Origin of the sequence: Acidovorax delafieldii, from assembly GCF_007993815.1 — a bacterium.
Taxonomy (GTDB): domain Bacteria; phylum Pseudomonadota; class Gammaproteobacteria; order Burkholderiales; family Burkholderiaceae_C; genus Acidovorax; species Acidovorax delafieldii.
Genome location: NZ_VJWE01000011.1, coordinates 920,620 through 946,815 on the forward strand (window position 1 = coordinate 920,620; position 26,196 = coordinate 946,815).

The 26,196-nt window shown below is 67.6% G+C and carries 22 protein-coding genes; 13 read left to right on the forward strand and 9 right to left on the reverse strand.

Going from position 1 to position 26,196, the window contains the following annotated elements; all coding sequences use genetic code 11:
• Positions 1–10: 10 nt before the first annotated feature.
• The 4 genes from yccS to minC all read right to left on the reverse strand — a co-directional run bounded on the left by yccS (position 11) and on the right by minC (position 4,276).
• Entirely contained in the window at positions 11–2,209 is a 2,199-nt protein-coding gene (gene yccS / locus ATF69_RS06955; protein WP_146870313.1) for a YccS family putative transporter, read from the reverse strand.
• 170 nt (positions 2,210–2,379) lie between these two features.
• Positions 2,380–2,646, reverse strand: a complete 267-nt coding sequence (gene minE, locus ATF69_RS06960; protein WP_015011987.1) for a cell division topological specificity factor MinE — start codon at positions 2,644–2,646, stop codon at positions 2,380–2,382.
• Positions 2,647–2,648: 2 nt separating this feature from the next.
• A complete protein-coding gene (gene minD / locus ATF69_RS06965; protein ID WP_056057067.1) occupies positions 2,649–3,464 on the reverse strand; it encodes a septum site-determining protein MinD in 816 nt (271 codons plus the stop codon).
• Between the two features lie 47 nt (positions 3,465–3,511).
• Positions 3,512–4,276, reverse strand: coding sequence for a septum site-determining protein MinC (gene minC, locus ATF69_RS06970; protein ID WP_056057065.1), 765 nt, complete (start codon positions 4,274–4,276; stop codon positions 3,512–3,514).
• Positions 4,277–4,448: 172 nt separating this feature from the next.
• Between minC and ATF69_RS06975 the strand changes: the two genes are divergently transcribed.
• The 3 genes from ATF69_RS06975 (at position 4,449) to ATF69_RS06985 (ending at position 8,122) form a co-directional block, all read left to right on the forward strand.
• The gene (locus ATF69_RS06975; protein ID WP_146870314.1) at positions 4,449–5,366 is read left to right on the forward strand and encodes a DMT family transporter; all 918 of its coding nucleotides are present in this window, start codon (positions 4,449–4,451) and stop codon (positions 5,364–5,366) included.
• A gap of 12 nt (positions 5,367–5,378) precedes the next feature.
• On the forward strand, positions 5,379–7,043 hold the full coding sequence (locus tag ATF69_RS06980; RefSeq protein WP_146870316.1) for a WD40 repeat domain-containing protein: 1,665 nt from the start codon (positions 5,379–5,381) through the stop codon (positions 7,041–7,043).
• Positions 7,044–7,240: 197 nt separating this feature from the next.
• Entirely contained in the window at positions 7,241–8,122 is an 882-nt protein-coding gene (locus ATF69_RS06985; RefSeq protein WP_146870318.1) for a LysR substrate-binding domain-containing protein, read from the forward strand.
• Positions 8,123–8,235: 113 nt separating this feature from the next.
• Here ATF69_RS06985 and ATF69_RS06990 read toward each other — a convergent pair whose 3' ends face one another.
• On the reverse strand, positions 8,236–9,078 hold the full coding sequence (locus ATF69_RS06990) for a PhzF family phenazine biosynthesis protein (protein ID WP_146870319.1): 843 nt from the start codon (positions 9,076–9,078) through the stop codon (positions 8,236–8,238).
• Between the two features lie 42 nt (positions 9,079–9,120).
• Positions 9,121–9,747: a CDP-diacylglycerol--serine O-phosphatidyltransferase gene (gene pssA / locus ATF69_RS06995; protein ID WP_056057700.1), complete on the reverse strand. Its 627-nt coding sequence runs from the start codon at positions 9,745–9,747 to the stop codon at positions 9,121–9,123.
• A 272-nt stretch (positions 9,748–10,019) separates the two neighbouring features.
• Between pssA and ATF69_RS07000 the strand changes: the two genes are divergently transcribed.
• The gene (locus ATF69_RS07000; RefSeq protein ID WP_146870320.1) at positions 10,020–11,972 is read left to right on the forward strand and encodes an AMP-binding protein; all 1,953 of its coding nucleotides are present in this window, start codon (positions 10,020–10,022) and stop codon (positions 11,970–11,972) included.
• 94 nt (positions 11,973–12,066) lie between these two features.
• The gene (locus ATF69_RS07005; protein ID WP_146870322.1) at positions 12,067–13,065 is read left to right on the forward strand and encodes a Bug family tripartite tricarboxylate transporter substrate binding protein; all 999 of its coding nucleotides are present in this window, start codon (positions 12,067–12,069) and stop codon (positions 13,063–13,065) included.
• An 88-nt stretch (positions 13,066–13,153) separates the two neighbouring features.
• On the opposite strand, the gene ATF69_RS07010 is transcribed toward ATF69_RS07005, so the two are convergent.
• Positions 13,154–15,226 carry an acetoacetate--CoA ligase gene (locus tag ATF69_RS07010; protein ID WP_146870324.1) on the reverse strand — a complete coding sequence of 691 codons (2,073 nt, stop codon included), beginning with the start codon at positions 15,224–15,226 and terminating at the stop codon, positions 13,154–13,156.
• Positions 15,227–15,333: 107 nt separating this feature from the next.
• Between ATF69_RS07010 and ATF69_RS07015 the strand changes: the two genes are divergently transcribed.
• The 4 genes from ATF69_RS07015 (at position 15,334) to ubiM (ending at position 19,155) form a co-directional block, all read left to right on the forward strand.
• On the forward strand, positions 15,334–15,945 hold the full coding sequence (locus tag ATF69_RS07015; protein ID WP_056057057.1) for a TetR/AcrR family transcriptional regulator: 612 nt from the start codon (positions 15,334–15,336) through the stop codon (positions 15,943–15,945).
• A 248-nt stretch (positions 15,946–16,193) separates the two neighbouring features.
• On the forward strand, positions 16,194–17,090 hold the full coding sequence (locus ATF69_RS07020) for an alpha/beta fold hydrolase (protein WP_146870325.1): 897 nt from the start codon (positions 16,194–16,196) through the stop codon (positions 17,088–17,090).
• Between the two features lie 167 nt (positions 17,091–17,257).
• Positions 17,258–17,689, forward strand: coding sequence for a hypothetical protein (locus ATF69_RS07025; RefSeq protein ID WP_146870327.1), 432 nt, complete (start codon positions 17,258–17,260; stop codon positions 17,687–17,689).
• A gap of 179 nt (positions 17,690–17,868) precedes the next feature.
• Positions 17,869–19,155: a 5-demethoxyubiquinol-8 5-hydroxylase UbiM gene (gene ubiM / locus ATF69_RS07030; protein ID WP_146870329.1), complete on the forward strand. Its 1,287-nt coding sequence runs from the start codon at positions 17,869–17,871 to the stop codon at positions 19,153–19,155.
• Positions 19,156–19,255: 100 nt separating this feature from the next.
• Here the strand turns inward: ubiM and ATF69_RS07035 are convergent, their stop codons facing one another.
• Both ATF69_RS07035 and ATF69_RS07040 read right to left on the reverse strand, forming a co-directional pair.
• Entirely contained in the window at positions 19,256–20,170 is a 915-nt protein-coding gene (locus ATF69_RS07035) for a class I SAM-dependent methyltransferase (protein ID WP_244303669.1), read from the reverse strand.
• A 197-nt stretch (positions 20,171–20,367) separates the two neighbouring features.
• A complete protein-coding gene (locus tag ATF69_RS07040; RefSeq protein ID WP_146870332.1) occupies positions 20,368–21,114 on the reverse strand; it encodes a zf-TFIIB domain-containing protein in 747 nt (248 codons plus the stop codon).
• A 131-nt stretch (positions 21,115–21,245) separates the two neighbouring features.
• On the opposite strand from ATF69_RS07040, the gene ATF69_RS07045 reads away from it, so the two are divergent.
• The 4 genes from ATF69_RS07045 (at position 21,246) to ATF69_RS07060 (ending at position 26,067) form a co-directional block, all read left to right on the forward strand.
• On the forward strand, positions 21,246–22,535 hold the full coding sequence (locus ATF69_RS07045) for a solute carrier family 23 protein (RefSeq protein ID WP_146870334.1): 1,290 nt from the start codon (positions 21,246–21,248) through the stop codon (positions 22,533–22,535).
• 142 nt (positions 22,536–22,677) lie between these two features.
• The gene (locus ATF69_RS07050; protein WP_146870335.1) at positions 22,678–24,219 is read left to right on the forward strand and encodes a succinyl-CoA:acetate CoA-transferase ScpC; all 1,542 of its coding nucleotides are present in this window, start codon (positions 22,678–22,680) and stop codon (positions 24,217–24,219) included.
• A gap of 187 nt (positions 24,220–24,406) precedes the next feature.
• Entirely contained in the window at positions 24,407–25,558 is a 1,152-nt protein-coding gene (locus tag ATF69_RS07055; protein WP_146870337.1) for an ABC transporter substrate-binding protein, read from the forward strand.
• Positions 25,559–25,644: 86 nt separating this feature from the next.
• Entirely contained in the window at positions 25,645–26,067 is a 423-nt protein-coding gene (locus ATF69_RS07060) for a hotdog fold thioesterase (protein ID WP_108500132.1), read from the forward strand.
• Positions 26,068–26,196 lie beyond the last annotated feature (129 nt).

Genomic DNA, 26,196 nt, shown 5'->3' on the forward strand with positions numbered 1-26,196 from the left:
TCCACCCAGGTTATTCCGTGATCACCAGCTGGCGCGCCTGCGCCTGCAGCTGTGGGAACACCTTGCCCACCAGCTGCAGCTGCGCCGCCATGAGGCTGTGCGCACAGGGCGCTGCCGGTACCGTGCCCCACTCGCGCAGCACCTGTGCCACTGCCGGGGCGCTGTGGGACTTACGCACCCGGCCTGACTGCTGCGCGCGCTCCAGCTCCAGCGCCAATTGCTGCAGGGACGCCAGCAGGCTTTGCGCCAGTTCACGCGTGGCCTCGTCCATGGGCTGGGCCGCCGCACCACCGCGCTGGGCACCCAGGGCCGACAGGTAGTTGAGCTGGGTGTGCGACAGGCACAGGAAATGCCCCACCACCTCGGCGTTGCCACGTACATGCAAGGGCTCCTTGAGCATGGCGCTGTACGAGTTGGACAGTGCGGCATCCGCATTGTGGGCATTGCGCCGGGCCAGGCGGTAGGCCAGGTGGTCGCACTTGCCGCCCTGGTACTGCGCCAGGATCTCCCGCAGGTACAACGCCTGGGTCTGCAGCACCTGGGCGGCCAGCCGGGGCCAGTGGCGCGACTGCCACGACGGCAGCACCAGCCATGAGGCGACGGCGGCGATCACGCAGCCGACCACGGTATCGAGCAGGCGCGCGGAGATCACGCCGCTGGCCGCGCCCATCTGGTGAAAGCTGAGCAGCAACAAGGTGGTGACAGCCGCCGTAGCCAGGGTATAGCGGGTGTGCCGCGCCCCAAAAAACACCGCGCCCCCAAGCACCAGCAAGGCGGCCTGCACCAGCTCGCCCGGAAACAGCTGGATCACCGCCCACCCCAGCGCAAGCCCCATGGCAGTGCCCTTGGCGCGCTCCATCAGCCGCGTCTGCGTGGCCGCGTACTGCGGCTGGCTCACGAACACGATGGTCAGCAAGATCCAGTACCCGTGCGGATCGGCCGTGGCCTGCATCAGGGCAAAGCCCACCATGAGGGACAGGCTCAGCCGCAGGCTGTGGCGCAGCCAGGGAGACTGCAGCTGCCAGTGCGATCGCAGGCGTGTCCAGGCATCGCGCAGGCTGCGGGGCTCGCGGTCAAACAGTGCGTAGTCCACCGCCGCTTCGGCGTTGCCAGCTGGCAGCGCCAGCGCACCGGCAAACACCCCGGCCAGCGCGGTCAGGTTGTCGGCCAACGCATGCAGCGACCGCAACGCCCGGGACTGGGCGGGAAGGGACGCGGCACCGGCGGACTGCGCCTGGGACTCCAGGTGCGCCACGGCGGCCTGCATGTCCTCGATGGCACGGGCCGTCACGCCCCAGTGCTTGGGCACCGACTGCGCCTCGATGGCCACTGACAGCTTGAGCGCCTGTTCGCCCAGCAGCGTGAGCACGCGCTGGCAGCGGTACAGCACGTCGCTGTGAAAGAACGACTGGGCAAGCAGGTCGTAATGCTCGTGGGACGAACTCACGCGCTCGTGCACGTCCTGCGCCGCCAGGTACTGGTGCATGGCCGTTTGCAGCCACAGCGGGGGTGCGCCCGCACCCATGCGGCTGATCAGGCTCTCCTTGGTGGCGTTCAGGGCGTCCACCACGCGGCCGTTGTGCAGCGCCAGCGCCATGCGGCGGCGCTCCAGGTCCACATCCCGCACCGGCTCCAGCAACAGCGCCTTCAGGCGCAGGTATTCGCCCAGCATGGCGTAGAGCTTGGCGAGGCGGTAGCGCACCGGTGCACGCGGCAGCACGGCATGCCACAGCACCGACACCACCCCGTACCAGGCAGCACCGGCCAGCATGCGGGGAATGGCATCACCCGCGCCCGCTCGGCTGCTGTGGGCGGCCAGCCCCGCATAGATGAACAGGATGAGCGAACCAAAGGCAATGGCGCGGTAGCGCTCGCTCAGCGCCCCCAGCATGGTGATGCCGAAGGCCAGCAGCGCCATCACCCCCATCAGCACCCAGGGCCAGGACACCGCCGCCCAGACTGCCCCCGCCATGAGGCCAAAACACGCCAACGCCAGGCACTGCGCACGCAGCCGCCCGCGCCAGCTGTCGTCGGTTTCGGTGAGCGCGCTGGCGATCACGCCCAGCAGCACCGGCATCAACTCGGCCTGCCAGTCGGCCCACCAGCCATAGGCCAGCACGGCGGCCAAGGCCACCAAGGCACGCGCGCCGCGCGTAACGCCTTCGTGGTTGCGTGCACGCTGCCAGCTGAGTTTCCAGGTTGTGTCCACAGGAGCCTTGTTGCCGAAAGATTAGGGATTACCCTAGTACATCTAGCAATTGTCAGGCCAAATCAGGCCACGCCGGCCCAAAAAGAAACCCTGCCGCGCAGGGTTGCGGGGCAGGGTCTGGGGCGATACCGGGGCACGATGGGATTGCGTGGCCCGGTGGCATTGGCTGCCTATCGCACGGTATCGGGCAGCTCGATCTTGACTTCCAGCACTTCCAGGTTGTCCTGGCGTTCCAGGTGCACCTTGAGGTCGTCGGGATTGATCTTGACGTACTTGGAGATCACCGCCACCAGCTCGCGCTGCAGCGCGGGCAGGTAGTCGGGCTCAGACGCATTGCGGCCGTTGCGCTCGTGCGCCAGGATGATCTGCAGCCGCTCCTTGGCAACGCTGGCGGTTTTTTTCTTCTCGCCGAGCAGGAAGGACAGAAAAGAAGCCATAGCTATTTGCTCCCGAACAGGCGTTTGAAGAAGCCGGGCTTTTCGGCGTCAATGAAACGCAGCGGCTTGTCCTGCCCCAGGAAGCGGTCGATCACGTCCTTGTATGCCTCGCTCACATCGCTGCCCTGCGCATGGATGGCGGGCGTGCCCTGGTTGGACGACTGCAACACCACTTCCGACTCGGGAATCACGCCGATCAGTTTGATGCGCAGGATGTCCTGGATGTCTTCCAGGCTCAGCATCTGGCCGTCCTGCACGCGGCTGGGGTTGTAGCGCGTGATGAGCAGGTGTTCCTTGATGGGCTCGCCGCCGTCAATCGCACGCTTGGTCTTGCTGCCCAGCATGCCCAGGATACGGTCGGAGTCGCGCACCGAAGACACTTCGGGGTTCGTCACCAGCAGCGCCTCGTCGGCGAAGTGCATGGCCATCAGGGCGCCGCTTTCAATGCCGGCAGGCGAGTCGCAGACGATGTATTCAAAGTCCATCGCGGCCAGGTCCTTGAGGACCTTCTCGACGCCATCTTGCGTGAGCGCATCCTTGTCGCGTGTCTGGCTGGCGGCCAGCACAAACAGGTTGTCGCACTGCTTGTCCTTGATGAGCGCCTGGTTCAGGTTGGCCTCGCCATGGATGACGTTGATGAGGTCGTACACCACGCGGCGTTCGCAGCCCATGATGAGGTCCAGGTTGCGCAAGCCGACGTCAAAGTCGATCACGGCGGTCTTGTGGCCGCGCAGGGCGAGGCCGGTGGCAAAGCTGGCGCTGGTGGTGGTCTTGCCCACGCCACCTTTGCCGGAGGTCACGACGACGATTTTGGCCATGTGTTGCTGATTCTCTGTGGGGTTGGTACGAATGGGGAATGAAGGGCTCAGGCCAGCGGCTCGATGAGGAGCTTCTCGCCTTCCAGCCGCACCTGGGCCGGCTTGCCGCGCACATCGGCAGGCAGCTCGGTCTCGGTGGTGCGGTAGATGCCTGCGATGGAGACCAGTTGCGGCTCCAGGCAGGTCGAAAAGATGCGGGCTTCCGTGTTGCCCCGCGCACCGGCAATTGCGCGGCCACGCAGCGGGGCATAAACGTGGATGTTGCCGTCGGCAATCACCTCGGCGCCAAAGCTCACCACCGCCATCACCACCAGGTCGGCGCCGCGCGCATAGACCTGCTGGCCAGAACGCAAGGGCTTGTCCACCACCACGGTGCCGGGGCCGGGCATGGGCACTTCGCGTACCACTTCCACCTCGACTTCGCGGATCACCTCACGCACCACCTCCTGCACCGGCGCTGGCGCCTCGGCACGCGCGGGAGGCGCGTCGGGTGCTGCGGCCAGGCCCGCGGCGCGCGCAGCCTCCATCTGGGCAGTGCTGCCGCCACGCACGGCCACGGGCAGGGTGTTGTGCTGGCGCAGCGCTGCTGCGATGGCGGCAAAGTCGATGGGTGCTTCGGCCTCACGCACGGGCGCCAGGTCGATCAATACGGGGTCGTTGTCAAAAAATCCCGGGGCGTCGGCCACGCGCTCGGCCAGATCGGCTACGAACTGGGCGGCGTCGGTGGTCTTGAGCAACACCGCCACCACTGGCAGCGAGGCGCTCTTGAGGTCAAAGCTGGAGCGGGACTGCGCCGCCGTCGTAAGGGCCATGAGGGGGATGGGAAAAAGGAGCGCGGTAACCTGTTTCAGAAGGCGCAAAGTGTACCGTGGGCCTGTGTAAGCGTCCGTATGCGCTTTTTCGGCATTCACAGCGGACTGCAAGAAGGCCAGCGGATGCACCCAGGAGACCGGCAGACCCAGCGCGCCCTTTGATAATGCGCCGATGCCTTCCACCCTCAAAACACACATCGACGCCCTGGCTATCTCCCTGCTGCTCGCCTGCTGCATGTTCTGGGGCTTCCAGCAGGTGCTAGTCAAGGCCACAGTGGCTGAGGTGGCGCCCGTGTTCCAGGCCTTTGTGCGCTTTGCGCTGGCCACGGTCGCGGTGGCGGCCTGGTGCTTGTGGCGTGGTGTAGGCCTTTCCGGCGCGGGCGAGCCCGCCGGGGCCACGCGTGCCGGACTGCTGGCGGGGGCGTTGTTTGCCGGCGAGTTTGCGTGCATCTATCTGGGGCTGCAGTACACCACCGCCTCGCGGCTCACGGTGTTCTTGTATGCGTCGCCCTTCTGGGTGGCACTGCTGCTGCCGCGTTTCATCCCCGGTGAGCGCCTGCAGGGCTGGCAGTGGCTGGGCCTGGCGGCGGCATTTGTGGGCGTGGGGCTGGCACTGGGCGACGGGCTGCTGGGCCATGCCAGCACGGCGCTGCCCAAAGGCTGGCTGGGAGATTTGCTAGGACTGGCCGCAGGCCTGATGTGGGCGCTGACCACGGTGGTCATCCGCACCACGCCGCTGGCGCGTGTGGCCCCCGCCAAGCAGCTTTTCTATCAAGTGGCGGTGAGCACGGCGGTATTGCCAGTGCTATCGCTGGGCCTGGGTGAGGCCTGGGTCTGGCAGTTCAGCGGCTTTGCATGGGGCTCGCTGCTGGTGCAGGCGCTGGTGGGTGCGTTTGTGAGCTACCTCGCCTGGATGTGGATGCTGGCGCACTACCCGGCCACCAAGATCTCGGTGTTTGTGTTCCTCACGCCGGTGTTTGCGCTGCTGTTTGGCGCGCTGTGGCTGGGTGAGCCCGTGACGCCCGGGCTGGTGGCGGCGCTGGTGCTGGTGGCGGCAGGCATCGTGCTGGTGAACAGACGGCCGGGTTGAGATTTGTATCAAATGGTGCCCAAGGGCTACCTGCACAGTACTGGCAGCTATCATTTTCCCGACACTCGCTGTCGAAGATTCCTGGTCCAGGTGTTTGGGAAGAACACACTGGGACGGTCTGAATCGCCACTGCAAAGTACCGCCACCGGTACCCGAGCACCATTTCACGCTTTCTTCAAAAAGGTATCCATGCGTCACGACACACTGACCTTTGCACCCGAAGCCGTTCACCAGCGGGCCCCCCGGGCCTTGCCGACCTTGCGAGCCACGCTGGCCCTGGGCTGTGCCGCACTGGCCTTGGCAGGCTGCGGCGGCGGCTCCGGCTCCGCAGAGCCTGGCCAGCCCCCCGTCACCAGCACGCTGCCCGCCCCCGAGAACTTTGAGAACAGCGGGGCTCTGAGTTTTGCGTGGAGCGCCACGCCGGGCGCCACGCGCTATGAGCTCTTTGCCGACTTGGATGGCCCAGGGCCGCAGACCGAAGTGCAGATGGGCGCGGCGCAGGGCCTGAGTTTCTACTCCACGACGCAACGACAGTTCGGCAACCTGAGCCTCGCCCGAATCCCTGATTTCATCAACGCAACCTTCCGCCTGCGGGCTTGTAACAGCGATGGATGTGGAGCCTTCACCGCAGCGAAGGCACTAGACCTTCCCAGCCGCATCAGCTACGAATTCTCCTCGGGACGCGCGCCCCTCAAATCCTCATCGGGCAATTTCGACCCCATATCCCAAGACGGCCTGACCCTGGTCCTTCGTGGCTCCAACGGTTCGACAAGCACCTTGCTGGTGTTCACGCGCACTGCAGCCGGCCAGCCATGGCAACAGCAGGCGGAGATCCCCACCAGTGCGTACCGGATCGCGCTTTCAGCGGACGGCAACACGCTGGCCGCCAGCGAAGAGTCCAAGGTACAGATCTACCAACGCAGCAGCGGCACCTGGAGCCAGCCAACCACGATTGCCTCGACCCAGACGCCCGCAGCCTGCCCCCAGCCCTGCCAGATAGTCCCTGACCGGCTCGCGCTGTCGGCCAACGGCAACCTGCTGGCGGTCACGGGGCGCTTTGGGGCGGCAGCCAGCGACTCCAACGCCGTTTTCACCTATGTGCGCACGGGTACCACCTGGGCTGCGCAAAGCCATTTCGCGCCAGGCGACAGCATCGTGGGCACTGCCCTCGCCCTGTCGGGCGACGGCAGTACGCTGGCACTGAACAGCGGCGCCATCACCCGCAGCGAGAACTTCACGCCACCGCACGTGCATATCTACGCGCAGAAAGGGGTCGACGGATGGACAGAGCAAGCGCGGCTGCCGGTGGGCATCGTGAATTTCCTGGACATCGCCGCATCGCGGTACAGCGCGATGACGCTCTCCCACGACGGCAACACCCTGGCGGTGGAAGCCCAATACTTGCCAGGCAGATTGCCCTCAGAATTCACCATCGTCGCAGCAGATCTGACTTGCGGCAGCAAGAGCCCCTGGATTACAGAACCTCTGGCCAACGGAGCGTATAGCACGACCCCCGGGTGGCATATTGCGCTTTTCGGACGCGATGGCACCACATGGCGTAGGCAGGCCGTCATGGCGCGCGATACCGTGGCTTGGGCGCTAGCCCCTGACGGCAATGGTCTTTTCTACGGCAGCGAGCTTTTCAATCGCCGCAACGGGGCCTGGACCTGCCCCTGACCCTTGGCACTCGGCCCATGCAGCCCGTGGGCCGGGGTCACCACTTCGGCATCTAATCTAGAGGGGTCGGCAACGGCCCCGACACCACAGCATCGGCGACCACAGGCGCAGCGTGCCGCCGCTGACCAGCGGCTTGGCAAACCACCGTCTCCCGGCAGACGATTTGGCGGCGACGCACGCGTGTGAAAATTCCGCGCATGCCACCCCGCCTGCCCCCGCTGAATGCCGTCCGCGCCTTTGCAGCAGCGGCGCGCCACCAGAGCTTTACCCGCGCCGCGCTGGAGCTGCACGTCACCCATAGCGCCATCAGTCGCCAGATCAAGGCGCTGGAGGCACACCTGGGCGTGGACCTGTTCGAGCGCAAGACCCGGCAGGTGCTGCTCACCGCGGCGGGCCACCAGTTCCATGCACAGGTCGGGCCGGCGCTCGCGCAGATCGGCGCTGCCGCCCAGTCGCTGCGGGGCGATGCCGGGCTGCGCAGCGTGAAGATCAATGTGCGGCCCAGCTTTGCGGTGCGGTGGCTGATCCCCCGGCTGCCGGGTTTTGTGGCCCAGCATCCGGACATTGAGCCCCAGGTCATCACCAGCACGCTGGCGCCGGACCATGCCACCGAGACCTTCGACCTGGCCCTGCGGCGCGGCCCACGCGGTTGGCCGCCGGGCATGCAGGTGCAGCCGTTTCTGGAGGATGAGGCGCTGGTGGTGGGGTCGCCGGCGCTGTTCGCCCAGCGCCCGGTGACGCAGCCCGAGGCGCTGTCGGCCCATGTGTTGCTGCTGTCCAAATCGCGCAGCAAGGACTGGGAAAGCTGGAAGAAGCTGGTGAACGCGCCAAGGCTCCAGCCCGCCAGCTGCCTGCAGTTTGACCACCTGCACTTTGTGCTGCAGGCCGCCGTGGATGGGCTGGGTTTTGCGGTGGCCCCGGTGTCGTTGATCACCCACGACCTGGCCTCGGGGCGGCTGGTGTCACCGCTGCCCAGCTTGCGCCTGCCGCTGACGCGGCACTACCTGGGCATGGCGCCGGACCCATCGGCGGAGACGCTGCGTTTTGTGCAGTGGCTCCAGGACGAGATCAGCGCCTGAGCGGGAGGCCGGGCGCACAGAGCCCCACGTGCTCGGCTTGCCCGCTTTCTGCACAAATCGGGCGGTAGCGCTAGTGAATCATGCGCTAGCAGCTATATTTTCAATAGCAAAAATCATTCGCCATCGCCCATCCACCGCGCCGTTCCCGACACGCGGATGGAGCTGCCAGCCACCGGCCCGATCTCGGCCCGCAGGCGCGAGCGCATGCCCATGTCTTCGCCCTGCACCACGTCAATGGCACCGCCGTGCGGCCAGCCCAGGTCGCGCAGGTAGCCCGCCAACGCGGCCGTGGCGGCACCCGTGGCCGGGTCTTCCAGCACGCCGCCCGACGCAAAGGCATTGCGGGTGTGCAGCAGGCGGTCTGACTCCACAAACGCCAGCACGATGGTGACCAGCCCGGCGCTCACCATCAGCGTGCGGCCGGCATCTAGCGCGTAGTGCATGGCCGCCAGCGCCGCGCGGCCGCGCAGGGCCAGCACCAGGTGGTCCGCACCGCCGTGGATGAGCGCGGGCGGAATGCGCGGGTTCAGATCGACCGCGCTGAGGCCAAACAGGGCCAGCGCATCGGCCAGCAGCGCCGCTGGCACAGGCCCGCTGCGCGTGGGGGGCGACTGCAGCGCCGCCTGCACCAGATCGCCCGCGCGGCGGCCTTCGACCGTGATCTCGGCCTGGCTCAGCGACAGCGCAAACACGCCGTCGCCCTCGCGCTTCGCGAGCGCGGCGCCCAGGGCAATCGTGGCGTGGCCACAGAAGGGCACCTCGCTCTCGGGCGCAAAGTAGCGCACCCGCCACCGGCCATCGCCCAGCGGGGCGGCAAACGCAGTTTCAGAAAAACCGACTTCAGCGGCAATGCGCTGCATATCTGCGGGGCTGGGCAGCGCGTCACCGATCCACACACCGGCGGGGTTGCCGCCCTGGGGGCCGTCGGAGAACGCTGCGATTTTTTGGAGTGCCATGGTGTTCAACATCCACAAAGAAAGGACGCGCTAGCCAGCGGCTCAGAGCTTCGGAATGCGAATCCGGCTGATCATCAGCGACCCCGACACCGCAAACAGCAGCACCAGCGGGTGCAGCGTGAAGCCGCCGATGAGCAGCTTGCCAAACCACAGGTTCTCGCGCACTGCTCCCAGCCAGGCGGCCAGGGCCAGCAGGCCCACCAGCACGATGGAGGTGGGGATGGGGGTGCCCTCGAAGTATTTGACCTTGCCATCGTCGCCCGACAGGGTTTCGGCCGTGACGTTGTAGCGCGCCAGGCGCGACACGCCGCAGGCCACAAAGTAGGCCAGCACGATGCGGTCGTACAGGCCCTGCATGCCGCACCCATAGGCAATGATCGCCGGGGCCACGCCGAACGAGATCACGTCGGCCAGCGAGTCCAGCTCGCGGCCCATGGCCGAGCTTTTCTGGCGCCAGCGCGCGATGCGGCCGTCCAGCACATCAAAGATCAGCGCGGCCAGCACCAGGGCACATGCAAAGTACACATGCACCACATTGCTGGTCTCCAGGTACGACATGACCGAGAACAGCGCGCCCACGCCGCAGACCGCGTTGCCCAGCGTGAACCAGTCGGCCAGGTGGAACTCACGGATCATCGAAAAACGTTTGGGCGGCTGCGGTGTGTTCATGAAGTAAAGGCGCGCAGCGGGGCGCGCAGTGGCAATCAACAAGGTCCATTATGGGTGTGCTGCAGCGCCACCGGCGCGTCAAGAGCCTGTTGTCCATCGCGCAGCGGATCGCCTGTATGCCCTGAAGACCTGCCCTGACATCTGCGTGACTGCTTTTGCGCTGGCACACGGACAGACTGTGGGCAAGCGGCGACGGCCGCCAGGTAGGACGACGCCGCATATGTGCACCGTCGGTGACCGACCTGATTCCCCACAAGACCCGAGACAACCCCATGCGCCACCCCTCGTTGCCCCCACTGCACAGTCCTTTTGCCCCGGGTGCCCCGGTGCGCAGCCTGCAGGATGTGGAACGGCTCGAAGCCCGCCCCCTGGCCGAGGCGCTACCGGTGCAAAGCACCTACGAAATTTTTGTGAATTCGGCGGCGGCGTTTGGCGACAAGACGGCGCTGGCCTTTTTGCCCGCCGCCGACCCGGCTGCCGAACCCATCCGCTGGTCGTATGCGCAGCTGCTCACCGGCATCCACCAGACAGCCAACCTGCTGCACCACCTGGGCGTGGGCCCGCAGGACGCCGTGGCCGTGCTGCTGCCCGGCTGCCTGGAATACCACCTGGCCCTGTGGGGTGGCGAGGCGGCGGGCATCGTGCAGCCGCTCAATCCCATGCTCACCGACGAGAAGATCGCGGCCATGATGACCTTGGCCCGGGCCAAGGTGCTGATTGCCTACGGCGGCGAGGGCGACCTGGGCTACTGGAGCAAGGCCCTGCGCCTGCGCGCCCTGGTACCCACCCTGACCACAGTGCTGCGCGTAGCCCCATACGACGAGGCAGCGGGCGCAACAACCGCCCTGCCCCCAGGCATGCTCGATCTGGCCGCGCGCCACCAGCACCCGGGCGACCACCTAGTAAGCGGCCGCCGCATTGTGGCCAGCGACATCGCCGCGTACTTCCACACCGGCGGCACCACCGGTGCGCCCAAGCTGGCCCGCCACAGCCACGGCGCGCAGGTGTTCACCGCCTGGGGCAGCGTGCAGATGCAGGGCATACGGCCCGAGGACGTGGGCATCAACGGCTACCCGCTGTTCCATGTGGCGGGAGTGCTGCCCGGCTCGCTGGCGGCGCTGTCGGCAGGGGTGGAGACCATCATCCCCACCACCGGCCTGTTCCGCAACCGCGAGGTGATTGCGAACTACTGGCGGCTGGTAGAGCGCTACCGCTGCACCTACCTGTCGGCCGTGCCCACAGCGCTGGCGGCGCTGGCCAACGTGCCGCTGGACGGGGCCGACATTGCCACGCTGCGCTACTGCCGCACCGGCGCGGCCATCCTAGCGCCCGAGCTGGCGGCGCGGTTTGAGCGCCTGTTTGGCCTGCACATCCACGAAAGCCTGGGCATGACGGAGATGGCGGGCATCTCCACCATCACCCCACCGGGCGTCAACGCGCCCGCAGGCTGCGTGGGCTGGCGGCTGCCGTACACCCAGCTGCGAGTGGTGGCGCTGGATGCGCAGGGCAATGCGTCCGACCAGGACCTGCCGCCCGGCCAGCCGGGCATGGTGCTGTTCCAGTCGCCCAACCTGTTCTCCGGCTTTCTCGATGCAGCCGACACGGCCAAGGCCTTCACGCCCTATGGCTGGCTGGCCACGGGCGACCTGGGCTTTGTGGATGAGCAGGGCCGCCTGCACCTGAGTGGTCGCTCCAAGGACCTCATCATCCGCAGCGGCCACAACATCGACCCCAAGGTGATCGAAGACGCGCTGGGCGCCCACCCCGCCGTGCAGCTGTCCGCCGCCGTGGGCGCGCCCGATGCTTATGCGGGCGAGCTGCCCGTGGTCTACGCCACGCTGGTGCCCGGTGCACCGGCTGTGACCGAGGCCGAACTGCTGGCCTTCACCGCCGAACGCGTGGACGAGGCCGTGGCCCGCCCGCGCTGGGTGCAGGTGCTGCAGACCATGCCCGTGACCAACGTGGGCAAGATCTACAAGCCCGATCTGCGCCAGCGCGCGGCCTGCCACACGGTGCAAGCGCTGGTCGATGGGGTGTGCGGACAAGCCACGGACGGCCTCCGTCCCCAGGTACAGCCCGAGGGCGACAACGCCGTGCGCGTGACCGTGGCTCCGGGCCCCGACGCCGACGCGCTGCAGGCCCGCCTGCGCGAAGTGCTCGCGCCCCTGCCCCTCACCGTGCGCGTCACCACCGGCCCCGCCCCAGGGAGCCCCCAGACCGCATAAGCCCATGGCGTGACAGCCAGGCCCCGGCCCACCACCATGTCTGGTGGAGCCCGTTCGATTTCTCATTGCTAATAACCACGACAGGAGACAACGCATGCCCTTCCCCCTGACCCGCCGTTCATGGCTCGGCGCTGCCGCGCTGGCCGCTGCCACCGCCTGCACCGGCACCGCCGCCTGGGCGCAGGCTGCCTACCCCAACAAGCCCATCAAGGTGGTGGTGCCCTTCGCCCCCGGCGGCGCCACCGACGTGCTGGCGCGCGTGCTGGCCGAGAAGATGGCCGTGGGCCTGGGCCAGCCCATGGTCATCGACAACAAGCCCGGCGCGGCCGGCATCATCGGCACCGACGCGGTGGCCAAGGCCGCACCGGACGGCTACACCCTGCTGCTGGCGCTGAGCAATTCGATGCTCACCAACCAGTTCCTGTACACCAAGCTGCCCTACAGCCCCGAGAAGGACATCGCGCCCATCTACCAGATCGCCATCGCGCCCCTGGTGCTGGTGGCCCACCCCAGCGTGCCGGTGGCCACGGGGCCTGAGCTGCTGAAATACATCGCCGCCAACAAAGGCAAGGTGGCCTATGGTTCTTACGGCACGGGTGCCTACCCGCATCTGGCCGGCGCGTACATGAGCCAGTCGCAGAACGCCGACATGAGCCACGTGGCCTACCGGGGTGAGGCGCCTATGGTGCAGGACCTGCTGGGCGGGCAGATCCAGATTGCTTTTGCGAGTGCACTGCAAGTCAAGGCGCACATCGACGCCGGCAAGCTCAAGGCCATTGGCGTGAGCGGCGAGCGCCGCATGGGCACGCTGCCCAACGTGCCCACACTGGGCGAACAGGGCCTGAACGACGAGGCCTACCGCGTGGCGGGCTGGCTGGCGTTTGGAGCCCCCGCAGGCACACCGCCCGCCATCCTGGAGCGCGTTGCGGCCGAGGTGCGCAAAGCCACCGAGCATCCCGATGTGGCGCAGCGCATCACGGCCATGGGCTTTGACGTGCAAAAGAGCTCACCGGCTTTGTTCACCGCGGCCATGAACAAGGAACGCCCGGTGTGGGAGCGGCTGATCAAGGCATCGGGCGCGAAGCTGGACTGACCCCCTGAGGCGCAGCGCGCCTCGGTGCCGCACGAACCCTTGCATTCAAACAGGGCGATAGCGCTTATTCAATAAGCACTAGCAGCTATTATTTTTGGAGCACATTCGCCCGCTGCGCCGCAAACGCCACATACCAGTCCAGACACCCCGGGTTGGCCATCGCGTCCTTGTTGACCACCTTTTCGATGGGCTGGCCCAGCAGCAGTTTCTTGATGGGCAGCTCCTGCTTCTTGCCGCTCAGCGTGCGCGGCACCTCGGCCACGGCAAAGATGTCGTCGGGCACAAAGCGTGGGCTCAGGGCCGTGCGCACGGCGCCGTTGATGCGCGCGCGCAGGCCATCGTCCAGCGCGTAGCCGGGGCGCAGCACCACAAACAGCGGCATGTAGCTCTCGCGGCCCAGGTATTCCAGGTCCACCACCAGGCTGTCGAGCACTTCGGGCAGCGATTCGACCGCGCTGTAGATCTCGCTCGTGCCCATGCGCAGACCGTGGCGGTTGATGGTGGCGTCAGAGCGGCCATAGATCACGCAGCCGCCGTTGGCGCCGATCTTGAGCCAGTCGCCATGCCGCCACACCGCGCCCATGCTCGCGGGGCCGTCGCCACCGCCGGGCTGGCGGCCGTGGCCTGCGGGGTACATGTCGAAGTAGCTCGAAAGGTAACGCGAACCATCCTTGTCGCCCCACAGGTAGAGCGGCATCGACGGAATCGGCTGCGCGCAGACCAGTTCGCCCACCGCGTCCTGCACGGGGCGGCCCTCGGCGTCCCAGGACTCCACGGCCGCGCCCAGCATGCGGCATTGCATCTCGCCGGGCACCTGGGGCATCTCGCGGTTGCCACCGATGAAGGCGCCGCAAAAGTCAGTCCCGCCCGAAATGTTGTTCCACCAGATGTCATGGGTGCCCAAGGCCTCGAACTGGGCCGTGCCCCATTCCTGCACCTCGGGCGACAGCGGCGATCCGGTGGTGCCCAGCGCGCGGATGCGCCCCAGGTCGCCATGGTCGCTGAGCGCAATGCCCGCCTTCATGCAGTTGGCAAAGAACGCCGCGCCCGCACCGAAGAAGGTCACGCCCGTCTCGGCCGCAAAGCGCCACAGCACGCCCCAGTCCGGGTGCTCCTTGCTGCCACCGGGGTTGCCGTCGTAGATCACGCAGGTGGTGCCCGACAGCAGGCCGCTGAGCTGCGCATTCCACATCACCCAGCCGGTGGAGCTGTACCAGTGGTAGCGCTCGCCAAAGCTGTTGGGCTCGTAGCTGCAGCCGATGTCGTTGTGCAGCACCTTGAGCTGCAGCGCCACCAGCACCGTGCCGCCATGGCCATGCACAATGGGCTTGGGCAGGCCGGTGGTGCCGCTGGAGTAGACGATCCACAGGGGGTAGTCAAACGGCAGCCACATCGGCTCGAAGGCAGCCGTTTCTGCATCGTTTTGGGCGGTAGCGCTAGTCCAGCTTGCCCAGCCAGCTATCGAAACCGAAGCATCCAGATTGCCCAGCAGCACCGCGTGCTGCACGCTGGGCAGGGCCTCGCGCAGCTCGGCCAGCACGGGGCGGCGGTCGTGGTCACGGCCGCCATAGCTCACTCCGTCCACGCCGATCAGCACCTTGGGCTCGATCTGGCGAAAGCGGTCGAGCACCGCATGCGTGCCCATGTCCGGCGCGCAGATGCTCCACACGCCGCCGATGCTCACCGTGGCCAGGAAGGCGATCATGGCCTCGGGCACGTTGGGCAGGTAGGCCGCAACGCGGTCGCCGGGCAACACGCCCTGGGCCTTGAGGTGCAGCGCCAGCGACGCGACCTGGCGGCGCAGCTCGGGCCAGCTCAGCTCGCGGTGCTGGCCCTTTTCGTTGCGGCTGATGATGGCGGGCAGGCCCGCCGCGTGGGCGGCATCCACATGCCGCAGCGCCTGGCGTGCGTAATTGACCTGGGCGCCAGGAAACCACACCGCGCCGGGCATGGTGTTCTTCGCCAGCACGGCCGTGTGGGGGGTGGGCGACTGCAGGTCAAAGTAGTCCCACACGCTTTGCCAGAAGGCGTCGAGTTCGGTAGTGGACCAGCGCCACAGCGCGTCGTAGCTGTCGAACTGCAGGCCGCGCTGGTCGCGCAGCCAGTTCTGGTACAGGCGGATCTGGGGGATGTAAGGCGGGGTTGTGTGTGTTGTCTCCATGGCGACGCAGCGTACCAGCGGCGCCCGGCAGAGGCCAGCCGCGTCCGTCGCCCGGTTGACAGCGCGGGGGATTGCGCTATTTCGCACAATCGTGCTAAATTGCAGCCATGGACGCCAAAACCCAGAAAGCCGAACTCACCCGCGCCGCCATCGTCGGCGCGGCGCTGGACCTGGCTGCGGCCGAGGGGCTGGAATCGATCACGCTGCAGGCCGTGGCCGACCGCGTGGGCCTGTCCAAGAGCGGCGTGTTCTCGCGGGCCGGCTCGCGCGAGGCGCTGCAAAAAGCGGTGATCGAGGAGTTTGGCCGCCGCTTTCTGGCCGATGTGTTCGTACCCGCCATGCAGCAGCCCAAGGGCCTGCCGCGCCTGCAGGAGATCCTGCGCCGCTGGATTGCCCGCACGCGCGACGTGGAGGCATTCACGGGCTGCATCTACACCGCCGGCGCCTTCGAGCTGGACGACCGCGAGGGCGAACTGCGCGACCTGCTGCACGCTGAAATCACCCGCTGGCGCGCCGCATTGCGCCGCACAGTGATCCAGTCCATCGAGGCCGGGCACCTGGCGGCCGACACATCCCCCGACCAGCTGGTGGGCGAGATCTATGGCCTGATCATGGGCTTGTTGCACGACGTTCGCTTCCTGCGCGATCCGCAGGCAGTGGCACGCACTGAGGCGTCCTGGGCGCGCCTCGTCAAGAGTTACCTCCCCTCCCCCGCTTGATACGCGGTGGTGTGCCAGGGAGTGCTCTTGTTTTTTTATGTCCCAATTTCGCACAACCGTGCGAAGAAAGGAACCACCATGTTGATCATCCTGGGCATTGCCGCCATTGCGGCCGCAGTGGGCGCCATCCGGTCGCTACGCAGCACCCTCACCAGCCTCCCGCGCAGCAACCGGGACTGGATCTTTTACTGACCGTCCACCCGGTCCACCTCCCCCATCTACCCCCATCTCCCTCCTGGAGTCCCACCATGAACACCTCCCCATCCGCCGCGCTGCAGGCCACGTCCAGCTTCTACGGCGAGCACCCCGGCATGCGCCTGCTGCGTGTGGCGCTGGGCACGGCCGAACGCCTGTGGCCCACCTTGGCCGTGCGCGCGGCCTACCGCTTGTTTGGCACGCCCCTACCCCTGCGCAAACCGGGCCGCAGCGCCGTGCCACCGGGCCACTGGCGCACGGAGCGCCTGGCGTTTGAAGACGCCGAGATCACGCTGTACCTGCCCCAGGCCCAGCCGCACGGCCCCACGGTGCTGCTGCTGCACGGCTGGGGCGGGCATGCGCGCCAGATGCTGCCGCTGGCCGACGCCCTGGCCGCCCGCGGCCTGCGCCCGGTGCTGGTGGACCTGCCCGCACACGGCGGCAGCCGGGGCCGCGTGAGCAACCTGCCGCAGTTCGCCCGTGCCATCGAATACGCCACCGCCCGCCTGCACGCGCAGGACTCGGCGCCCCACGCCGTGGTGGCCCATTCGCTGGCGGCCAACGCAGCGGCCCATGCGGCCAGCCGGGGCCTGGCCACCGAGCGGCTGGTGCTGCTGGCGCCGCCCGCCTCGCCGCACGAATACACGCGCCTGTTCGCGCAGGTGTTTGGCCTGTCCGAGCGCACCCGCGCCGCCATGCAGCGGCGCATCGAGGCGCGCGAGGGCATCCTGATGCGACAGTTTGAGCCCCCCGCCGTGGGCCCGCGCATTGCACTGCCCACGCTGGTGGTGCACGACCGGGGCGACCGCATCAACCGCTTTGCTGACGGCGAGGCCTACCGCGACCACATTCAGGGTGCCGCGCTGCTGGCCACCGAGGGGCTGGGGCACCGCAAGATCCTGCAGCAGGCGGAAGTGCTGCAGGCCGTGGCCGACTTTGTGGCGGCGTAAGCGCCGGCCGGCGGTGGCAGACGGGTCGCGCGACCCGCCGGAATCAGCCGGCGACAGGCAGCCTCTATCATCCGCACTCGACCGCCTTCCTGGAGGCGCCTTGCCGATGAATCGCTGGTGCCCGCACCAGCGGCCCCTGCTGCCTGTTGCTACCTGCCGTGTCTCCCATGTCCACTCTCCTGTCCGCCTGGCCCGCCCTGGTCCTGTTGTTGCCCGCGCTGTGGCTGGTGTCGGCCATCGTGTTCCTGGCCAAGGGCAACCGGCGGGCGTTTGCACAGCTGATGGCCCTGCTGGCCTGTTTTCTGATCGGCGCGCTGCTGATGGAGTTCTTCACCTTCATGGGCGCCCTCATGGCCCGCTCGGGCAGCCAGCACGCCACGCCCACGCTGGGCACCGGCACGCGCCAGTTGCTGGAGACCATTGCCAACCCGCGCTCCGTCACCGCACCACCACTGTCGCTGGCGGCTTTTGCGGCGTACAGCATCCCGGCGGGCTACCTGTGGCTGCTGGTCACCTGGGTGCTGCACCTGCGCGGCAAGAAGGCAGGCCCGGCCAAAAAGAAGTCCAGCAAAACCCCGCGCAAGGCAGCCAGAGACTGAGTTTCGATTGTTTTAGCCCCCAGGCGCTAGAACCATATGCCTGAACAGCTATCAATTGGATAGCGTCACCACGCCATGGCTTGACGCAGGGCAAAGCGTGCCCAGACCCGCCCGCCCACAATGGCGCGCGGCCTCCCCGACCCGGGGCGGGCACCTTGTCACCCTGTATTCATCCCGCCATGACCACCCACCACAGCGACGTGCTCATCGTCGGCGCAGGCCCGGCGGGCCTGTCGCTGGCCATCTCCCTGGCGCAGGCCGGGTTCACCGCCACCGTCGTGGAGCAGCAGGGCGACCGCGCGCTGGCCCAGCCCGCACCTGACGGCCGCGAAATCGCCCTCACCCACCCCAGCCAGGCAACGTTGCAGCGGCTGGGCAGCTGGGCGCACCTGGCCGACCACGAGGTGGGCCAGATTGCCGAGGCCCAGGTGCACGACGGCCCGCTGGGCCGCCACAGCGCGCTACAACTGAACGCGGCCAGCGGCACCCACGGCGATGTGTCAGCTCACGGCGCCCTGGGCTTCATCGTGCCCAACCACGCTCTGCGGCGCACAGCCCACGCGGTGGCTGCGAGCACCCCGGGCGTGCGCCTGCTCACCGGCACCCAGGTCACCCGCGTGGCCGCGCTGCCCGGCCATGCCGAGCTGGACTGCGTGCCCTCCCACACGGGCCCTGGCGACCACGCCACGCCCCAGCGCCTCACCGCCCCGTTGCTGGTGGCCGCCGACAGCCGCTTCTCGGCCACGCGCCGCCAACTGGGCCTTGGCGCAGACATGACCGACTTTGGCCGCACCGTCATCGTCTGCCGCATGCGCCACGCCCTGCCCCACGGCAACGTGGCGCACGAATGTTTTGGCTACGACCGCACACTGGCCGTGCTGCCCCTGCCCGATGACCCACAGACGGGACAAGCGCTGTGCTCGGTGGTGGTCACGGCGGGCGCGGCCGACGCCGCCGCGCTGATGGCCCAAAGCCCCGAGGCTTTTGCCACCCAGGTGCAGGCCCAGTTCAACGACCGGCTGGGACCCATGGCGCTGGTGGGCGAGCGCCATGCCTACCCGCTGGTGGCCGTGTATGCCCAGCGCTTTGCGGGCCACCGCTGCGCGCTGCTGGGCGACGCCGCCGTGGGCATGCACCCGGTCACGGCGCATGGCTACAACCTGGGGCTGGCGGGGGTGGAGCGGCTCACGGCCGCGCTGGTCAGCGCCCGCCAGCGCGGGCAGGACATTGGCAGCGCCGACGCCCTGGCCCCCTACGCCCAGGGCCACCACCGCCACGCCTGGCCCATCTACCAGGGCACCAACGCCATCGTGCGCCTGTACACCGACGCCCGCCCGGTGCCCCGCCTGCTGCGGCAACTGGTGCTGCAGGGCGCGCGGCGCCTGCCACCGCTGCAGGCGGCCATCGTGGGGCAGCTGACGGGCAAGGCGCCCCAATGGATGCGCGCACTGACGCTCAGGCCGTAGCCAACCTCTGCAACGGGCGCGCCCCACGCCAGCGCCACCGTGGAACTGGCTTTGCCAGGCCACCGGTGGCGTCCCCCTCAGGGGGAAGACGCGAAGCGGCTCAGGGAGAGCCGTCCCTCACCCCCAGCGTGGCCAGACCATACAGCGGCGCACCGAGCCAGGGGCGCCACCACATGTCCATGGCAATACCGGCCCAGCCGTAGCCTTCCGCCACGCTTTGCTCGCGCAGCAGGTGCAGGCGCGGGTGCACAGCCGCCAGCTCTGCAATGCGGCCGACCCCCCACCGAAACTCCGCGCCCGTAGGCCCCACGCTGGCGTGGCGGGCTGCGCAACCCACGGCCTGGCGCGTCATCACATCCAACACCATGCGCGAGCCCGGCGGAGCGTGCTGCGCAAACTCGGCCAGCACGGCATGCACCTGCGCGGGTGGCAGGTACATCAACACGCCCTCACACACCAGCAGCACCGGGGGGTCGGTGCGCTGCGCGGGCAGCCCGAGCCGCTGCCACCAGCCGGGTTGCGACAGGTCCAGATCGGCACGGCGCATGCGCGGGCACTGCGGCGGCAACAGGGGCTTGCGCAGCGCCATCACCGCAGGCAGGTCCGCATCAAGCCACTGGTTGGCCCCCGTGTCCAGCCACTGAAAGTGGTGCGTGAGGCCACACCCCAGGTTGACGCCCAGGGCCTGCGGGTGCTCGGCAAAAAAGGCGCGCCCCGCCTCCTTGATGGCGCGGGTGCGCCACAGCACATGCAGCACCGTGGGCAGGTCGTCCAGGGTGCTGTTCACATCGGCATCCAACTGCGTCAGCAAGGCCTGGGCCACGGCATCGTGGCAGTCGAGCCAGGGGAAATAGCGCCCGCCGTGGGCACGCGCGGCCAAAGGGATGAGCAAGGTGCTGGGCACGGGGGGCAGCTGCGCGCGCTGCAGCAGGCTGCCGGTGCGGTGAAGCGCACGCGCCGGTGGCGCAGGGCTGCGCGGCGATCGGGCAGGGCGTCTGGTGGGGGACTGCGGCACGGGGCGCTCCTCCAGTGGCTGCGGGCGCCACGGTTGCGTGGGATGCGGTGTGGCCCAGGGCAAGGGCATTAGAGCCTGTTCAACAGGTTCTTGGGCCATTCTGAACGGTCTGCCCCAGTCTGTCGTGAATGACCGCAGCGCGTGCTGCGGTATGTCAGTGCACTGGCGGGGCTTGCGGCCAGCGCGACGCTGAATCCCTAGTCCTTCACCAGCGCCCACACCAGCGCCACCCCGGCGGCCAGCAGGTCCCCGGTGAACGAGCTGTCATTGGCGTCGCTGCTGGCCGTGGTGAACGCCCGCTTCTGGCGCTCCCGCTCGGCCCGGGTGCGGTCGCGCTCCAGGGCCACCAGGGCGTCGCCAATGTCCACGGGCGATACCGGCGCCGCCGGTGCCTTGGCGCTCGCGGCGGCATAGCCCTCCATGGCGCGCACCACGGCCTGGGGGTCGATGAGGGAGAACGCGGCACGGCAATAGGGGCAGGCGTGGTCCTTGCGGATGTCCACAGGGGCGCCGCAACTGGTGCAGTAGATGGCGCCCACGCGCTTGGCGAGGTCGTCGATCTCGGGGCGCGTCATGTGGCGCACAAAGCCTTTTTCGACCATGAAGGACGAGAAGGTGCTGAAGCGCCCATGCTGTCGCCCGCAGCGGTACACCATGTAGCGGCCGCTGCGCACCACGTCGTAACCCTTGGCCAGGCTGGTGTTGCAGCGCGGGCAGGCCATGCTCTCGGCCAGGGCCTGGTGCTGGTCCACACGGTGCTCGTGCAGCAGCCGAAACAGCTCGACCACGGACTGGGGCGTGAGCTTGAGGTTCTCGTGCCGGTCAAACCACATGCCCTGGCAGGCAAAGCAGATGTCCAGCTCCAGCGAATCGCCCAGGTTGCTGGCAAAGCGGTGTGCCTGCATGGGTTGGCGGCACGAGGGGCAAGTGGGTGCAGGAAACATGGCAGTGAGGGTCTTGGCAACGGTGCGGGGTGCCTCGCGGGGGCGGGGGCATCGTAACCCGCCTGGGATGCTCGTCCCCCACCCTGGCCGCATCCACTAGCATTCGCGCCTCAACCACAAGGAACAACCACATGGGATTCATGAACTGGCGTGTGAAAAGCGCTGATGTGTTGCAACAAGGCGGCGTGATCGCGCCGGACGAGCGGCTGCCCTGGCCGCAGACGGCTGTGATGGGCGTGCAGCACGTGATTGCAATGTTTGGCGCCACGGTGCTGGCGCCCATCCTGATGGGCTTTGACCCGAACGTGGCCATCCTGATGAGCGGCATCGGCACGCTGATCTTCTTCCTCGTCACCGGCGGCAAGGTGCCCAGCTACCTGGGCTCCAGCTTTGCGTTCATTGGCGTGGTGATTGCGGCCACGGGCTATGCGGGCCAAGGGGCCAATGCCAACATCGGCGTGGCGCTGGGCGGCATCATTGCGTGTGGCCTCGTCTACACGCTCATCGGCGCGCTGGTGCAGGCGATTGGCACGGGCTGGATCGAGCGCTTCATGCCGCCCGTGGTCACGGGCTCGGTGGTGGCGGTGATCGGGCTGAACCTCGCGGGCATTCCCATCAAGAACATGGCGGCCAGCAACTTTGACAGCTGGATGCAGGTGGTGACTTTTGTGAGCGTGGGCCTGGTGGCCGTGCTCACGCGCGGCATGGTGCAGCGCCTGTTGATCCTGGTCGGGCTGATCGTGGCCAGCATCATCTATGCAGTGCTGACCAACGGCCTGGGCCTGGGCAAGCCGATGGACCTGACTGCACTGGCCAACGCTGCGTGGTTTGGCCTGCCGAGCTTTGCGGCCCCGCAGTTCAGCGGCAATGCCATGCTGCTGATTGCGCCCGTGGCCATCATCCTGGTGGCCGAGAACCTGGGCCACGTGAAGGCCGTGACGGCCATGACCGGCCAGAACCTGGACCGCTACATGGGCCGCGCGTTCATTGGTGACGGCATTGCCACCATGGTGAGTGGCAGCGCAGGCGGCACGGGCGTGACCACCTATGCCGAGAACATCGGCGTGATGGCGGCGACCAAGATCTATTCCACCGCCGTGTTCCTGCTGGCGGGTGTGTTTGCGCTGGTGCTGGGCTTTTCCCCCAAGTTCGGCGCACTGATCCAGACCATTCCGCTGCCGGTGATGGGCGGCGTGTCCATCGTGGTGTTTGGCCTGATCGCGGTGGCGGGCGCCAAGATCTGGGTGGACAACAAGGTGGATTTTTCGCAGAACAAGAACCTCATCGTGGCGGCCATCACCCTCATCCTGGGCACGGGCGACTTCACACTCAAGTTCGGCCAGTTCGCGCTGGGCGGCATCGGCACCGCCACGTTCGGGGCGATCCTGCTGTACGCGCTGCTCAACCGCAAAGCGGCGTAATCTGTGGATGTGGCCGGGCTGAACCTCATATGTAAGGGTTAACCCTTAATTTGTAAGGAACGAAGGCTAGCATCCAGGGTTTTGTCCACAGGGCCATCCGCTCACCGGGCGGGTGGCCTTTTTCTTTTTGCGGAGTTTGTTCATGTCCCTGGCCGATCGGGTGCTGTACCCCGACTTTCTCTCCCGCACCATGACCGCCGACGAGGCGGCCGCCCTGATCCCTGCCGGTGCCCATGTGGGCATGAGCGGATTCACTGGCGCGGGCTACCCCAAGGCCGTGCCCGGCGCGCTGGCGCGCCGCATCGAGAGCCTGAACGCGCAGGGCCATGGCTTCAAGATCGGGCTGTGGACAGGCGCCAGCACCGCACCCGAATTGGACGGCGCGCTGGCCCAGGTGGACGGCATCGAGATGCGCCTGCCCTACCAGTCCGACCCCACGGTGCGCCGCCAGATCAATGCGGGGCAGATGCAGTATGTGGACATCCACCTGTCGCACGTGGCGCAGTTTGTGTGGTTCGGGTTTCTGGGCAAGCTGGATGTGGCGGTGGTCGAGGTGGCGGGCGTGTTGCCCGACGGGCGTCTGATCCCCTCGTCCTCGGTGGGCAACAACAAGACCTGGCTGGACCAGGCCGACAAGGTCATCCTGGAAGTGAATGCCTGGCACAACCCGCAGCTGGAGGGCATGCACGACATCTACTACGGCACCGATGTACCGCCGCACCGCAAGCCCATCCCCATGACACGGCCCGACGAACGCATTGGCGAGCCCTACCTGCGCTGCGACCCGAGCAAGGTGATCGCCGTGGTGATGACCAACCAGCCCGACCGCAACAGCGTGTACGCCGCGCCCGACGACACCTCCAACCGCATCGCGGGCCACATCATCGAGTTCCTGCAGCACGAGGTGAAAAAGGGCCGCCTGCCCGCAGACCTGCTGCCTCTGCAGTCGGGCGTGGGCAACATCGCCAACGCAGTGCTGGCAGGGCTGAACAACGGCCCGTTCGACAACCTCACGGCCTACACCGAGGTGCTGCAGGACGGCATGCTGGACATGCTGCGCTCGGGCAAGCTGGCCAGCGCCTCGGCCACGGCGCTGTCGCTGAGCCCGGCGGCGATGCAGGACTTCAACGACCGCATCGACTACTACAAGCAGCGCATCGTGCTGCGCCCGCAGGAGATCAGCAACCACCCCGAGCTGATCCGCCGCATGGGCCTGATCGCGATGAACGGCATGATCGAAGCCGACATCTATGGCAACGTGAACTCCACGCACGTGATGGGCTCGGCCATCATGAATGGCATTGGCGGCTCGGGCGACTTTGCGCGCAATGCCTACCTGTCGATCTTCATGACGCCGTCGCTGGCCAAGAACGGCAGCATCTCATGCATCGTGCCCATGGCCTCGCATGTGGACCACACCGAGCACGATGTGCAGATCCTCGTCACCGAACAAGGCCTGGCCGACCTGCGCGGCCATTCGCCCACGCAGCGCGCCGAGATCATCATCGACCGCTGCGCGCACCCCGACTTCCGCCCCGCCCTGCACGACTACGTGGCCCGCGCCAAGCGCAACGCCGTGGGCCAGCACACGCCACACCTGCTGAATGAGGCGCTGTCGTGGCACCAGCGGTATGTGGAAACGGGGAGCATGCGCCGGCCCGCAGATCCGGTCGGCGCAGCGTAGAGGCGCGGCGCCCGCTTGTCGACAGGGTCCGCAGGGCCATCGGCTTCTGACAGCCAACTGCCAGCCTGGCCCGGTAAAATCAGGGTTAACCCTAGGTCTATCGACCTCCCCCTCTGTCTGTCCACATCCCCCTCCACCCGCCCCTGTCCGGGGCTGGTGGCTTTTTGTCTGCGAGATTTTTTTGACCATGCAACGCCGTCAGTTCACCCAATCCCTTGTGGCCGCCAGCACCGGCCTGCTGTTTGCCACCGCGTCGCGCGCCGTGGGCGTGCAGGACCCCATGGACGCGAAGAGCGTGACCATTGGCTGCTCGCTGGGAACGACTGGTGCGCTGGCCAGCCTGGGCAAGGAACTCAAGCAGGGGCTGGATGCAGGCTTTGCCCAGGCCAACGCCAAGGGCATCCACGGCCGCGAAATCAAGCTGCTGGCGCTGGACGACGGCTACGACGCTGCCCGCTCCGAAGACAACGTGCGCAAGCTGATTGCCGATGCCAACGTGGTGTCGCTGATCTCCTGCATGGGCACGGCCAACAACCAGCGCATCCTGCCGCTGGTGGACGAGGCGCAGATCCCCTACGTGGCCCCGCAAAGCGGCGCCACATCGCTGCGCAAGGCCGAGTACCGCTCGGTGTTCCACGTGCGTGCCAGCTACGCCGACGAGGCCCAGCGCCTGACCCAAAAGCTGGTGTCCATGGGCATCACCGAGCTGGCCGTCGTGTACCAGGACACCGCCTTTGGCCGCGAGTTTCTGGCCGATGTGACCAAGGCCATGGCCGCCGCCAAGCAGCCCGCACCCAAAGCCTTCAAGCTCGACGCCCAGGGCGCCCAGGTGGCGGATGTGGTGGGCAAGGCCGTGGCTGCCAAGCCCAACGCCGTGCTGCTGGGCACGGCGGGCGACATCACCGCCACGCTGGTCAATGAGTTCAAAAAGGTCTCGCCCAGCACGCCGCTGGCCGCCACCAGCGTGGCGCTGTCGGGCGACAACCTGCGCCAGCTCGGTGGCAAGGCCTCGGGCATTGCGCTGTCGCTGGTGCTGCCCGACGCGGCCCGCACCAGCTTTGCCGTGGTGCGCGACTACCAGAAGGCCATGCGCGCACTGGGCTACCAGGAGTTCTCGGCCCGCAGCTTTGAAGGCTATGTGAACGCCCGCGTGCTGGCCGAGGGCCTGGAGCGCGCCGGCCGCGACCTGACCCGCGCCAAGCTGCGCAACGCCCTCGCAGGCATCCGCAGCAACGACCTGGGTGGCCTGTCCATCGACTACGCCAGCGGCGCGCCGTATGTGGGCTCGCGTTTTCTGGACCTGGGGGTGATGGGCGCCAACGGAAAGTTTGTGGGCTGAGGCCAGGCACCTGCGGCACAGGGCGGGACCACAGGCATTGGCACAATCAGCGGCTTGCACTGACTTGGCCCTGCCCCGTGACCACCATGCCCATCTGGAAAAAACCCATCGACCTGGCCCTGCTGAAGGCCGCCAACCGCAACACCGCCGTAGAGCACCTGGGCATTGAGTTTGTCGAGGTGGGTGACGACTTTCTGCGCGCCCGCGTGCCGGTAGACCACCGCACCATCCAGCCCTTTGGCCTGCTGCACGGCGGTGTCAGCGTGGTGCTGGCCGAGTCCATGGGCTCCACCGGCGCCTACTACACCCTGCCGGAGGGCTACCGCGCCGTGGGCCTGGACATCAACGCCAACCACCTGCGCTCTGCCACCAGCGGCTGGGTGACCGGCACGGCAAAGCCGGTGCACATCGGCCGCACCACACACGTGTGGCACATCGATCTGCACAACGAAGCGGGTGAGCTGACCTGTGTGTCGCGGCTGACGATGGCGATCCTCGCACCGAGATAAAGTGCATCCCCCTGAGGCGCTTCGCGCCTTCCCCCTTCTCTCGCATCGCTAGCGCGATCCGGGATGGGGGGCACCGCCAGCGCGGCGGGGCGGCCCTTGCGCGGCGGTCTTGGCCTGGGGACGCGCCCG

Coding starts and splice junctions, on each gene's coding strand:
- ATF69_RS07045 (WP_146870334.1), top strand. CDS start 21,246: ATGGGATTCATGAACTGGCGTGTGAAAAGCGCTGATGTGTTGCAACAA.
- ATF69_RS07040 (WP_146870332.1), bottom strand. CDS start 21,114: ATGTTTCCTGCACCCACTTGCCCCTCGTGCCGCCAACCCATGCAGGCA.
- ATF69_RS06990 (WP_146870319.1), bottom strand. CDS start 9,078: ATGGCACTCCAAAAAATCGCAGCGTTCTCCGACGGCCCCCAGGGCGGC.
- minD (WP_056057067.1), bottom strand. CDS start 3,464: ATGGCCAAAATCGTCGTCGTGACCTCCGGCAAAGGTGGCGTGGGCAAG.
- ATF69_RS07010 (WP_146870324.1), bottom strand. CDS start 15,226: ATGGAGACAACACACACAACCCCGCCTTACATCCCCCAGATCCGCCTG.
- ubiM (WP_146870329.1), top strand. CDS start 17,869: ATGACCACCCACCACAGCGACGTGCTCATCGTCGGCGCAGGCCCGGCG.
- minE (WP_015011987.1), bottom strand. CDS start 2,646: ATGGCTTCTTTTCTGTCCTTCCTGCTCGGCGAGAAGAAAAAAACCGCC.
- ATF69_RS07060 (WP_108500132.1), top strand. CDS start 25,645: ATGCCCATCTGGAAAAAACCCATCGACCTGGCCCTGCTGAAGGCCGCC.
- ATF69_RS06980 (WP_146870316.1), top strand. CDS start 5,379: ATGGTGCCCAAGGGCTACCTGCACAGTACTGGCAGCTATCATTTTCCC.
- ATF69_RS07050 (WP_146870335.1), top strand. CDS start 22,678: ATGTCCCTGGCCGATCGGGTGCTGTACCCCGACTTTCTCTCCCGCACC.
- ATF69_RS07020 (WP_146870325.1), top strand. CDS start 16,194: ATGAACACCTCCCCATCCGCCGCGCTGCAGGCCACGTCCAGCTTCTAC.
- pssA (WP_056057700.1), bottom strand. CDS start 9,747: ATGAACACACCGCAGCCGCCCAAACGTTTTTCGATGATCCGTGAGTTC.
- minC (WP_056057065.1), bottom strand. CDS start 4,276: ATGGCCCTTACGACGGCGGCGCAGTCCCGCTCCAGCTTTGACCTCAAG.
- ATF69_RS06975 (WP_146870314.1), top strand. CDS start 4,449: ATGCCTTCCACCCTCAAAACACACATCGACGCCCTGGCTATCTCCCTG.
- ATF69_RS07025 (WP_146870327.1), top strand. CDS start 17,258: ATGTCCACTCTCCTGTCCGCCTGGCCCGCCCTGGTCCTGTTGTTGCCC.
- ATF69_RS07005 (WP_146870322.1), top strand. CDS start 12,067: ATGCCCTTCCCCCTGACCCGCCGTTCATGGCTCGGCGCTGCCGCGCTG.
- ATF69_RS07000 (WP_146870320.1), top strand. CDS start 10,020: ATGCGCCACCCCTCGTTGCCCCCACTGCACAGTCCTTTTGCCCCGGGT.
- ATF69_RS07015 (WP_056057057.1), top strand. CDS start 15,334: ATGGACGCCAAAACCCAGAAAGCCGAACTCACCCGCGCCGCCATCGTC.
- ATF69_RS06985 (WP_146870318.1), top strand. CDS start 7,241: ATGCCACCCCGCCTGCCCCCGCTGAATGCCGTCCGCGCCTTTGCAGCA.
- ATF69_RS07055 (WP_146870337.1), top strand. CDS start 24,407: ATGCAACGCCGTCAGTTCACCCAATCCCTTGTGGCCGCCAGCACCGGC.